This window comes from Oceanobacillus aidingensis (assembly GCF_042654105.1).
Taxonomy (GTDB): Bacteria; Bacillota; Bacilli; order Bacillales; family Amphibacillaceae; genus Oceanobacillus; species Oceanobacillus oncorhynchi.
On record NZ_JBHSFT010000008.1, the window covers coordinates 62,491 to 74,286 of the forward strand.

The 11,796-nt window shown below is 35.0% G+C and carries 13 protein-coding genes; 8 read left to right on the forward strand and 5 right to left on the reverse strand.

What is annotated here, in order from left to right:
- Positions 1 to 59: 59 nt before the first annotated feature.
- Genes ACFO3P_RS05940 through ACFO3P_RS05955 form a run of 4 tightly spaced genes read left to right on the forward strand, consistent with a single transcriptional unit; the run spans position 60 to position 1,725 of the window.
- Positions 60 to 263 carry a hypothetical protein gene (locus ACFO3P_RS05940; protein ID WP_379542282.1) on the forward strand — a complete coding sequence of 68 codons (204 nt, stop codon included), beginning with the start codon at positions 60 to 62 and terminating at the stop codon, positions 261 to 263.
- Between the two features lie 60 nt (positions 264 to 323).
- Positions 324 to 638, forward strand: coding sequence for a hypothetical protein (locus ACFO3P_RS05945; protein WP_379542283.1), 315 nt, complete (start codon positions 324 to 326; stop codon positions 636 to 638).
- Positions 639 to 650: 12 nt separating this feature from the next.
- Entirely contained in the window at positions 651 to 896 is a 246-nt protein-coding gene (locus ACFO3P_RS05950) for a phage holin (RefSeq protein WP_379542284.1), read from the forward strand.
- A gap of 58 nt (positions 897 to 954) precedes the next feature.
- Positions 955 to 1,725 carry an N-acetylmuramoyl-L-alanine amidase gene (locus ACFO3P_RS05955; RefSeq protein WP_379542285.1) on the forward strand — a complete coding sequence of 257 codons (771 nt, stop codon included), beginning with the start codon at positions 955 to 957 and terminating at the stop codon, positions 1,723 to 1,725.
- 38 nt (positions 1,726 to 1,763) lie between these two features.
- On the opposite strand, the gene ACFO3P_RS05960 is transcribed toward ACFO3P_RS05955, so the two are convergent.
- The 4 genes from ACFO3P_RS05960 to ku form a co-directional block, all read right to left on the reverse strand.
- Complete coding sequence (locus tag ACFO3P_RS05960; protein ID WP_379542286.1) at positions 1,764 to 1,946, reverse strand: hypothetical protein; 183 nt, start codon at positions 1,944 to 1,946, stop codon at positions 1,764 to 1,766.
- A gap of 18 nt (positions 1,947 to 1,964) precedes the next feature.
- Positions 1,965 to 3,020, reverse strand: coding sequence for a serine/threonine-protein kinase (locus ACFO3P_RS05965; protein ID WP_379542287.1), 1,056 nt, complete (start codon positions 3,018 to 3,020; stop codon positions 1,965 to 1,967).
- On the reverse strand, positions 3,017 to 3,490 hold the full coding sequence (locus tag ACFO3P_RS05970; protein WP_379542288.1) for a hypothetical protein: 474 nt from the start codon (positions 3,488 to 3,490) through the stop codon (positions 3,017 to 3,019). Before ACFO3P_RS05970 ends, ACFO3P_RS05965 begins: the two co-directional genes overlap by 4 nt.
- A 270-nt stretch (positions 3,491 to 3,760) precedes the next feature.
- On the reverse strand, positions 3,761 to 4,648 hold the full coding sequence (gene ku, locus ACFO3P_RS05975; protein ID WP_379542289.1) for a non-homologous end joining protein Ku: 888 nt from the start codon (positions 4,646 to 4,648) through the stop codon (positions 3,761 to 3,763).
- An 89-nt stretch (positions 4,649 to 4,737) separates the two neighbouring features.
- Between ku and ACFO3P_RS05980 the strand changes: the two genes are divergently transcribed.
- A complete protein-coding gene (locus ACFO3P_RS05980; RefSeq protein WP_379542290.1) occupies positions 4,738 to 6,522 on the forward strand; it encodes a DNA ligase D in 1,785 nt (594 codons plus the stop codon).
- A 208-nt stretch (positions 6,523 to 6,730) separates the two neighbouring features.
- Here the strand turns inward: ACFO3P_RS05980 and ACFO3P_RS05985 are convergent, their stop codons facing one another.
- The gene (locus ACFO3P_RS05985; protein ID WP_379542291.1) at positions 6,731 to 8,035 is read right to left on the reverse strand and encodes a Y-family DNA polymerase; all 1,305 of its coding nucleotides are present in this window, start codon (positions 8,033 to 8,035) and stop codon (positions 6,731 to 6,733) included.
- A 175-nt stretch (positions 8,036 to 8,210) separates the two neighbouring features.
- Here ACFO3P_RS05985 and ACFO3P_RS05990 point away from each other — a divergent pair, with 175 nt between their 5' ends.
- The 3 genes from ACFO3P_RS05990 (at position 8,211) to ACFO3P_RS06000 (ending at position 11,788) form a co-directional block, all read left to right on the forward strand.
- Positions 8,211 to 8,432: a hypothetical protein gene (locus ACFO3P_RS05990; RefSeq protein ID WP_256705886.1), complete on the forward strand. Its 222-nt coding sequence runs from the start codon at positions 8,211 to 8,213 to the stop codon at positions 8,430 to 8,432.
- A gap of 1,026 nt (positions 8,433 to 9,458) precedes the next feature.
- Positions 9,459 to 11,510: a BglG family transcription antiterminator gene (locus ACFO3P_RS05995; protein ID WP_042532539.1), complete on the forward strand. Its 2,052-nt coding sequence runs from the start codon at positions 9,459 to 9,461 to the stop codon at positions 11,508 to 11,510.
- Complete coding sequence (locus ACFO3P_RS06000) at positions 11,507 to 11,788, forward strand: PTS sugar transporter subunit IIB (RefSeq protein WP_042532541.1); 282 nt, start codon at positions 11,507 to 11,509, stop codon at positions 11,786 to 11,788. The genes ACFO3P_RS05995 and ACFO3P_RS06000 overlap by 4 nt, the downstream gene beginning before the upstream one ends.
- Positions 11,789 to 11,796: the final 8 nt, after the last annotated feature.

Here is an 11,796-nt window from a genome sequence, read left to right on the forward strand (position 1 = left end):
ATGGGGGATTTATTAAAAGTCACTTTTATTACGGAAGAAAATAGAAAGGAGGTAAATCTATGATTTCAAATAGAGCTTTTACAGGAGATTTCAATGATAATTTCATTGAAGCATTAATCAGAGCTGGCCATGAGGCTTATGGAGTTTTTCATTCAGGGACAAAGCAGTTGGCTTATCAAATTGATGGTGAATTGTTTGCATCGAAAGATATTCCGCAGACTAAGTATTTTCATATCAGGAGACGTGCTTTGTCAAAATTTTAGTTTTTATGGGGTTAGCGTTATGCTAGCCTCTTTTTTATGTCTGATTGTAGGGGGTCGAAGATGCCACAACCGGAGGAGTTGGCAGAAATGAATGATAAACAGATAACAGTTCCTGAAATTCTGCTGGAGCATGAACGACGGCTGACCAACGTCGAAGCACAGCAAGACAAGATGTTCGAAAAGTTGGATGATATTAAGCTCAACATGGATGAAAACAACAAGGAGCAAAAAGAATTGCTTAACAAGCTGATAAGCCATCATCTAGATACAAAAAAGTTGAATCTGTCCAGCTTTTGGAAATGGTTTATTAGTATCACAGGAGCAGGCGGACTGGTAACCACAGCTGTAATTTTAGCGCTCCAATTTATATTTTAAGGAGAGGATAATATGCAACAAGCAATGACAAGATTAGTGGTATTGGCAGTTTTATTAGTCAATCAAACGTTAGTAGCTTTCGGATGGAATCCACTGCCGTTTAGCGAAGAAGAGATTTATGAAGGAGTTTCCGCAGTTGTTTTAGCAGCAGCGGCAGTATGGAATTGGTGGAAAAACAACAGTGTTACCAAGGAAGCACAGGAAGCAGACCGTATTTTAAAAGCATCAAAAGATGATAAAAAAGCAAAACGGAAATAAAGAGTAGCTGCGACTGCTCTTTTTTTATATACCCAAATTATTTTAGGAGGAATTTATTATGGCAAAGATTTATTTAGACCCAGGACACGGCGGAACAGATCCAGGTGCAGTTGCAAACGGCTTACAGGAGAAGGTGCTTACACTTAAAATCGCACTAAAAACACGGGACATTTTAAATCGTGACTATGAAGGGCACTCTATACGCATGAGTAGGACAAGCGACACGACACGAAGTCTTTCCCAACGTACAAATGATGCAAACAGCTGGGGAGCTGATTATTTTGTATCCATTCATATTAACGCAGGTGGTGGAACTGGTTATGAAGATTATATTTATAATGGAAGTGTATCTAATAACACAATAACCTATCGTGATAAACTGCATGCAGAAGTTATGAAGCAAGTTGACTTTAGAAACCGTGGCAAAAAACGTGCTAATTTCCATGTGTTACGTCAGTCGAGTATGCCAGCAGTTTTAACAGAGAATGGTTTCATTGATACGACAGCAGATGCGAATAAGCTAAAATCAGATGCTTACCTTGACCGCATTGCTTTAGGACATGCGAATGGTATTGCTCAAGCTCTTGGATTAAAACGTAAATCTGGTAGTGGTGGCTCCGGTAAGCAAGGTTATGTCGAGGTTATCACACCGTCTTTATGGACTTACAACACCGCCAATTGGGATGACAAAGCGGTAATCGTTAATGAGGGTGAAGTTTTTACAGTGGCTAGAGATAAATTTAAAGTCGGCAATGGTCACATGTATCAGCTCAAGAGCGGACTGTATATTACTGCTAGTACGCAGTATGTAAGGTATTACACTAAGTAAAAAAATAAGCCCTCACTTGGCTGTGAGGGCTTTACATATCACTTAAATATTTTGTTTGGATTGATAGGCTTTATTTCGCTATATCCATTATTGTAATCAACCGTAAAGCTGTTATCCCTTAAATCAATAGATTTGTTTTTTATTAGGCGCTCATGAAGTGAAGTATTTTGATATGGATTGGCAAGATTAGACCTATACTTAGTTTTATCTAATTTATACACTGTTCATACCACCTTTCACTATAGTTTACTCCTCAAAAAATCAAATGCTTCTTTTTCCGAATTGTGGGTACCAGTATACTTGTGTTGCTTACGAGAATTATTACTCTCTTTATTTAATTTTACCGCATTTGTCAAGTATTGATTTTTAACTAACTCTATATTAACATTTAAAATCGATTTTTCTTCATCAAATGTTAGTATAGAGTTTTCACTTGATTCAACTTTATTAAACCTCCAGTTTAGATTTTCCTCTACCTTACTTAAATCATTAATAACATTTAAAACATTTCGGTACCGTTTAGTAGCATCTTTGTGTGTCATTTTATTTATTATACTTTTTAACTTTTTAGGAATATGAGGGAGATAGTAATTTCTATCTGGAAATTTTCCTTTTTGCGTCGCTTCTTTTAAATCATTATTGTTAGGAAATTGACTTCGCTGGTCTTTAAACTGAGTATTCCCATTACACATTCTATACATCGTTAAACCTGCTTGATAAATATCGTCCAAAATGGACTTATCCGGTGAGATATAAGATTCTGGTGACCTATGAACTTTATATTGATAATCTTGTGAAGCAAAACCGTGTTCGTTTAAATGTTTCGATAATCCAAAGTCTGTAAGTATAGCTCTATCGGTATCGTCTATGATAATATTAGATGGCTTTATATCTAGATGAAGTAATCCTTTAATATGTATAAATAATAAACCTGATAAAAAATCTAATGAATATTTTATTATATCCTTTACTGAAAGAAATTCTGTGTCCATTAATGCATTTAATGAACCATTCTGGTAGTAAGGCATTGCTATATAAATCATAGAATCATCTTCTGCAGCATAATGTACTGGCATTATATGTGGGTGTTTACTCTCGTTTAACATTTTGGCTTCTGAGTAATAATCTTCGATATTTTGTCGCTCAAGTGATTCTTTGGTTATTCCCTTCAGTATAAGCACCTGATCCAACTGTCTGTCTCTGGTAATCCACGCTTTCGAGTTCTTGCCCTCGCTTCCTATCTCTTTCCATGGATCTAATGTCAAATTAGCTTGTATTTGATTTAAAGTAATCATATTGATTCACCTTTCTCAGAGAGAATAGCTAAAGCAGATAAAACACATTCTTTTTTAATGCTATCTAAAGAATCCCAATTTTCAACATCAAAAATATTTTTATTTCCATCAATAGCCTCTGTAATTTCAGTAGTATCCTTTTTAAGTCTAGAAGCAATAGAAGTTTTAGTTCCTGCAAAATACCGTTCAATAGTACTGCCTGAAAAAAGCTCTTGAATAACACCTTCTAAATTACTTCTAAATACATTCTTTTGCTGAGCCACTCCTTCTGGCGTCCTTAAACCGGCTAGGTTTATATCGTATTCACATATAATTGAATTCAACATCGTCCTAATGAATGATAGTTGCCTTGGAACATCTCCATTTAAAGCCTGCGGTATTAGTAGATTTTCTATTATCATTTTTTTACCAGGCATAATGATACAATAATTAATTTTTTTAGACTCAACCCTTAAACCTATAGCGTTCAATTTAAACTCCTCCTAATTTAGACATTGAAATAATTATGGAATCTTTTAATGGTTAAGTCAATAGTAATGATTTTAATTTATAATTCAGAGAGTCTTAGTAATAAAGGTACGGTAATGCCTTTATGCTTAGTTTCTATATTCTTAGTTCTGTTTTGAAGTGACTTACCATTTCCTTTTATCATACCAATCAACCCAGAGGACTTATGAACTCCACGTTATGTATTTTAAGCATATATAAAACCCTCACAGAGCGTGAGAGCTTTATGTATATCAAGAAGTAACTTTTTTCGTTTTTGAAGCGTTTTTTGTGGTATTTTTGGCAGCTGTTTTCTTCTTGGTGGTCGTTTTCTTTTTCGGCTTCGTTGTTTTTGGTTTATCGCTTTTAGCTCGATCCAATGATTCCTGCAACGCATCCATTAAGTTGACCACGTTATCCGGTTTTGTTTTTGTCTCTCCACCGATTTCGATTTCTTTATTATTTTTCTTAGCTTCAATCAATTCCATTAAGGCTGTACGATAATCATCCTTATATTTTTCGGGTTCAAATTCAGTAGTGAGTTGCTCAATTAACATCTTAGCAGTATCTAATTCTTTTTTGCCAACAGATTCTTGACTAGGTACGTTAGGTACAACTCCAACTGCTCTAACCTCATCAGGATAGTGTATTGTTTCAACTACTATAGCATCTTTATACACTCTGATTACAGCAAGCTGTTCTTTAGAACGTATCATCATTTTAGCTATGCCAATTTTTCCTGTATCTGTTAAAGCCTCTCTCAATAGCGCATATGCTTTCGAGCCGCCCTCATTAGGGGATAGATAATAACTTTTTTCAAAATAGATGGGGTCTATTTCTTCCAACTGGACAAAATCAACAATTTCAACAGCCTTATCTTCTTGCTCTTTCTTCAATGCTTCCAGTTCTTCATCATCCAAAACCACAAACTTGTTACTTGCATATTCATAAGCCTTAACAATATCCTCGCTTTTAACTTCTTCATCACCGCAGTTAGGACAGGTTTTTTCATATTTAATTGGTGTTTTGCATTTTTTATGCAGCTGCCGCAGTTTAATATCTTTATTTTCGGTAGCCGCGTGCATCTTTACAGGAATATTAACCAGACCAAAGCTGATGGTTCCTTTCCACATCGTGTGCATTTTCCGTGCCTCCTTTTAAATTTATTTTGCTGATTTGTATGTTTTTTATACAAAGATATGAGGCATCCTATTTAAAAGAGGTGATACATATGGATTGGATGAAACCGATAGAACGTACTGATATTCCAGAGGGCGATGATTGGTTGTATGAAGTTAAATATGATGGCTTTAGGTGTGAATTAAGTTGGGTTGATAAAAAGATAACTCTGGCAAGCAAAAACAGCCATGACCTCTCCAGTAAATTTCCTGAGATTATTAAATGGTGCAATGAAAATTACAATTACTTTAAAAATAAATTACCTTTAAAATTGGATGGGGAACTTGTCGTTTTAAATCATCGCTATCAAGCTAATTTTTCTCAAATTCAAATGCGTGGTCGAATGAAAAGTAATGATCGGATTGAAAAGCAGTCAAGTATTAGGCCTGCATCATTAATGGTATTTGATATAACTGAAATTAGAGGGAAGAAACTCACTAAAAATAATTTATCCTTACGAAAAGAAACACTTTATCAACTATTGGATTCAGTCAACGATAACAAAGTTTTAAAATACGTAAAAGCATTTACATCCATTGAGGAAATTCAGAAGGTTGTTAATGCATCTAAAAGTGAAGGAATCATTGCGAAACAAAAAAACAGTACGTATCAAAAAGGGAAGAATCATCATGATTGGTACAAGATTAAAAACTGGAGAGTGATTCAAGGTGTATTAACAGAGTATAATCCAAGTAACGGGTATTTTGCTGTTAATGTATTAGAGGGCGATGATTTAATAAACGTTGGTACGTGCAAACATGGACTACCAAAAGAATCAGTAGAAACGGTGCAAAAGCTTTTTAAGGAGCAAGGTGAGTTTTCCGATGGGTTGTATCATCTGCCACCAGCTATAACAAGTACAATCAATACTCTGGATTTATATAGTAAAGAGTTGAGAGAACCTAATTTTAGAGATATCAATCCTTCTACACCTTATACTGACTGTACACTGGATAAACTGCAGTTAGACATGGCACAGATACCTATTGAAGTTTCGAATACAGATAAGTACTTATGGCGTGATATTTTTAAAAAGAAAGACCTTTTAGTCTATATCAGAGAAATATCGCCATGGATGCTGCCATTTTTAAAACAACGTGCATTAACAGTTATTCGCTGTCCCGATGGAGTAGAAGAAGAATCATTCTTTCAAAAAAGCCTTCCCGATTACGCACCAGATTACTTAGCATCAGATGCTACTGACGATTTAATTGTATGTAATCAGTTAGAAAGCTTAGTTTGGTTAGCAAATCACGGATCCATCGAATATCATGTTCCTTTTCAACGAATCGGGCAAGTTACTCCTTTAGAAATTGTATTTGATTTGGACCCACCAGACCGGGAACACTTTTCTCTAGCAGTAAAAGCAGCCAAATTGTTGAAGCAAATGTTAGATGATTTAAACCTTGTGTCTTTTGTGAAAACGTCTGGAAATAAGGGAATACAAATATATATTCCTATCCGAGAGGGAAGTATGACATATGACGAAACAGGGGTTTTTACTGAGGCAGTAGCAAAAGTTTTGGAGAAAGCGTATCCCAAAGATTTTACGACTGAACGCCTGAAAAAGAATCGCAACGGCCGATTGTATATTGATTACGTGCAGCACGGTCGAGACAAAACGTTAATTGCTCCATATTCTCCAAGAAAAACGGAAGAAGGAACTGTCTCAACTCCTTTGTATTGGCATGAAGTGAATGAAGAATTGACTCCTATTGCATTTACAATAGGAAACGTAATAGAACGTGTACGTGAAATAGGGTGCCCGTTTGCAGGATATTTTGAAACAGGGAGCAAACAAAAACTGGATAAGATATTGAAAATGGTGAAAGATTAAAAGCCCTCACTTCATCGTAGGGCTAATCAAGTTTTTGTTTTGGATTAGGTCTATCTGCAAATTTTATTTACCGTATATTTTATTTTTATCATTTGGATACCTTTGTGCAACCCATCTATCTCCAACTTTATATATCGGCATCAATATTCATCCCTTTTTTGTTTTTTATTTTATCCCTATTGTACATTAAATAATGTGGGTTACGTTATTATTTATCATCCCCAGCACGATGGCCACCGACCAACTTAGCGCGGAACCTAGCCATTCCGCCATCAAGCAGGCTCGAAGCATGCAACAAGGATGTATATCCAAATTTTCTCCTAATATGGTCAATCGTCTGGTCAAGTTCTTCATTTTGTATTGTTTCTTCTGCCGGTTCAAATAAATTAAGTTGCAGCGACTGCTTATGTTTGAGTTTGCCGAAAGTGACGTTAACCGTTCTTACAGGTGTATTTTCTTCGTAGTGCTTGTAAAAAAGATATATCATATGTTCTTTTAATATTTTAGATGAGTCAGTTACTGGAATCTTCATCTGTTGGTTAAATCCACCCTGAACGACATCTCTGGAATAACCAATATACAATTTCACAAGACCAGTCATTAAGTAATTCTTTCTTAATCTGGCCACATTCTCATCTGTCATTTCTCGAATGACTACCTCAATTTCATGCCTATCTTTATAATCCCTGTTAAGTATCTGATTTCTGCTGAATGACGTACTTTTAGGTTTGTAAACCTCTGATAAAAGCGTTCGGTCGATTCCGTGAGCATGAAAAAAGAGTTGCTCGCCAATCACTCCGAAATTATTTTTGAGCTTACGAAGATTATATTGCGATAACTCTCCGATACTCCGGATCCCCATGCGATTTAGTTTTGCCTCCGTTTTCCCGCCAATTCCCCAAAATTCAGTTAAGGGTCTTATTTTCCAGACTGTTTCAGAAACATCTTCATAACGCCACTCGCCTATGAACCCATTCTTTTCATCATGCTTTGCCTGGTGGTCCAATGCTAATTTAGCAAGAAGAGGGTTGTCACCGATGCCAACAGTCAATACTAACCCCAACTCTCTCCATACATCATTCTGTATTTTTCTAGCTATGTCATGCGTGCTGCCAAAAAGTTTATGTGATTTGGTTACGTCGAGGAACGATTCGTCAATAGAATAAACAAGTAAATCCTCTTTCGCTACATATCGCTTAAAAATACGTAATATCTCCATATTCTTTTGTAAATACACTGCCATACGAGGCTCTACAATTTCTATGTTTGCTTTTTTTGGTATCTCATAAATCCTTGTGCCGGTTTTAACACCATATTCTTTCTTGACGCGAGGAGAAGAAGCTAAAACCAAACCACCTTGATTATCTGGTTTCGAAACAACAGCAATACGAGCATATAAAGGGTGTTGTCTACGTTCGACCGCCTCGACGCTTGCGAAAAAGGATTTAGCATCAATACACATAATATCCCGACGCGGTTCATTCCTGTAATCCATCATCATAATTTCATCCACAACAAACACCTCTTATACGAATATACGTTTGTATCTATTATATGCGTTTAATTATAAGAATATACGTTCCTATAGTCAAGAAAGTTCGGTATGTAATATTTGGAACCTGATTAAAAAAAGAAGGATATTAGTCCCTCTTTGTCGTATATGTAGTATAAAAGGAGGGTATATTATAATGAAGAAAAAATTTAAAATCACAATACCATTCATCGACCGGGAAGACGGTGGAAGGTTTATCGATGCGTTAGATTTACAGACAGGAATTACATACGGTTATTATGAGTCAGAGGTGAGAAGTTTACATAAGATAGGGCTGGGCGAACTGGAGAATTATTTAATGAGACGTATGCATCTGATTAAATCTGGTGCTTATGATGATGCGGAGACAGAAAAATAGAGAGGGGAGACCTCTCTACTGTAATGTGGTATAATTGGCTAAAAATAAAGTTCAAAAATTACGTATAAATGAAGTGACCTTATTTTGACCACTAATTATTTAAAAAGTATTACCAATGATTATAAAAATTATTTAAATACATTTAATATATTCGCTACATAATAGGTAATTAAAAGACAATAGAAGTAAAAATATCAAAGTGGTTCATGCCTGGGATGATGTAATTATCCCGCCTTGAATATTGATATAGAAGGGTTTTGGAGCTTTATAGTGTTGATGAAACTCTAAAAATATCACAAAAAGGTAACATTTTATTTTAAAATAATATCTTGAAGGACGTTTTCGTATAAAGTTTTCACTTTTGCGGAAGCGTCTTTTTTTATTTTCTTTGTGACATGTGTATAAATTCTTATTGTAGTTGGCATATCATCATACCCTACTTTTTCCATGATAGTTGCTAAGTCACCCCCTTGCTCTGTTAACATACTTACATGAGAGTGGCGGAATATATATTGTGTTGCGTACTTTTAATATTTGTATAAGCTAAAAGTCGCGTCATTCGAGTGTTAACATTTTTTGTATAAATGGATAACCGTCAACATAGTAAAAACAAAATTTGCATCATGAAACTCCTCTAATCTATCTTTAAATACGGATTGAGTTTTTAGTTGTCTTTTTTATGACTACGCAATAAATTCATGATTTCTTTCCTGATTTCAAATGTTCGAATAGAACCGTCTGTTTTTGGGGAGATCAAAACATACTTTCTTATACTATTATCTTCATTATATAAAGTTTTGGTTATCTTTATTTCATTTTTATTGAAATTGATAACAGACCATTTCAAGGCTAACGGAATCAACATTATATTTAGACGTTGAAAGTGCTGAGAGTACCTTAGAATTAGAATCAATTCCAGAAAAGGAAAGCACAATCTATGTCAATATATTCATCATAAGTTGTGCCTAAACGTTGTTGTGACAATGTTGTAAGCGTTTTATAATTATATTGAGAGGTGATAGTAACATGTTAGATCAGCGCTCGATTCGACTAGTTGAAGAATTAATGAACCATGAACAGATTACAAAGCTGGAGTTGATGCAACAGTTAAAATTATCTGATCGACAGTTGATGTATGATTTTGAGAAGGTAAATGGAATTTTGGAAGATTTCAACATTCCGAAGTTAAAAATTAGCCACCAACGCTTTCAAATCTCGAAAGAAGCCAGAGAGATTTTAAGAGAAAAATTACATTCTGATAGGAGCATAGGACAATATAATTTTTCAGAGGATAACCGATTTTACATGATTTATCTCTATGTTTATATCCGAAAAGAGCCTGTATCTAATTTTCACTTGCAATCTCTGTTTAAAGTAAGTAAAAATACCGCATTAAGTGATGTACGCAGGTTGAAAAAGCATTGTCAGGAAAAAGGACTGACCTTCAGGTACAGCCGAAATGAAGGATATTGTATTGAAGGAAATGAGATGGAGAAGCGGAGAAGCGTCATTTCATGCATCCATCAATTATTAAGCCAATCTATGGGAGAAGAATTTATCATTTATATTCTTAGAGCATGGGATCAGGAAAATTTTTTAAACCGGACAAATGATGTCATGCAAAAATGGCTTGCAGAACACGGGGTGCAATTAGTAAAAACAAGAAAAATTGAATTGATTTATTATTTTACATTTTTTCAAGCAGGTGAAAAAGGAGTCCTATTCTTTTCAGAGAATGAGAAGAAGCTGTTAGAAAATCAATCATTATTTTGTTTGGTAAGTTCTCTTTTCAAACAGCTGTATGGAGAAGACAGCTCTGAAAACGAAATATATCTGATAACGATTTTATTATTAACAGCAATCGAACATATTCAACGAGTTGACAACCCAGGACTTTTAACATTATCTGAGAAGATTATTGAAGAATTTGAAAAAAATACGCTCCTTCCTGTGAAGAATAAACAGCTTTTAAAAGAGAGTTTGTTTAATCATTTAGTGCCTGCATATTTCCGAATTTTATTTGAAATTCCTTTTCATAATCCGTTGTCAACGACGATTCAATCAGAGTATGCTGAGCTATTCCAATTTGTAAAACGCTCCTTGTCGCCATTAGCAAGTTGGACAAAAAAAGAAATAAGTGATGATGAAATTGGATTCTTCACCATGCATTTTGGCAGTATTATTGATCGCCAAAATACAATGGAGATTGGGCGAATTACCGGATTAATTGTCTGTGCAAATGGAATCAGTTCATCCATGATGCTGGCTTCTCAGCTGAAAGAATTGTTTCCTGAAATTTATTTCTCTGAGGTGTTTAATGGGGATCAATTTACAGATATATCTGTACAAAACTATGATTTAGTATTTTCAACCATACCGGTAGAATCTCCAAAGCCGACATTTGTAGTGAAGCCTTTGATGACCCTGGTGGAGAAAAAACATTTACTACAATCGGTTTATAGACATTTTCCTAATTTATCGAGTCAATCAAAGCATTTGATGATTGATGAGATTATGAGTGTTATCAAAAAAAATGCAACAGTCACCAATGAAGAAAAACTGTACGGAAATCTCGTTCAATTATTTTACGCAACAAGTAATCAGAAAGAGGTGTATAAACCGATGTTATCCGAATTACTAACCGAAGATATGATTCAATTTACTGAAGAGAAACTTGACTGGGAAGAAGCAATTCGTAAAGCTTCTATTCCATTACTTGATCAGCATATTATTCAAGAATCATATGTAGAGGCGATGATAAAAAATGTGAAAGAATTAGGAACTTACATCCATGTTGGCAAGGGTGTAGGTATTCCACATGCAAGACCTGAAAATGGTGTGAATAAATTGGGGATGTCGCTGCTGAAGTTAAAACAGCCCATTGCATTATTAGGTAAAGAGGATCATCAAATTGATGTATTCATTTGCTTAGCTGCAGTGGACAATGAAGCGCACTTAAAAGCTTTGGCCCAGTTAACCAAAATATTAGGGAATAAAACTTTAATTACCCGTTTAAAAGAAACAAAATCTATAGATGAAATTATATCTATTATCCAAGAAGGAGAGAAGGTATTATGAAATTTTTAACAGTGTGTGGGTCAGGATTAGGTACAAGTTTTATGGTAGAAATGAATATTAATCAGATTCTACAAGAATTAGGTGTAGAAGGTATAGAGGTTGCTCATTCAGATTTGAGTTCTGCAACGCCTGGAGATGCGGATGTCTTTTTCCTTGCTAAGGATATTGCTGATGGCGGAGGTCATTTAGGTGAGGTTGTGGTTTTAGAAAGTATTATTGATATGGATGAGCTGCGTGAAAAAGTAGAGAAAGTGGTGCGTGAAAAAGGTTATCTATAAAAACTGCT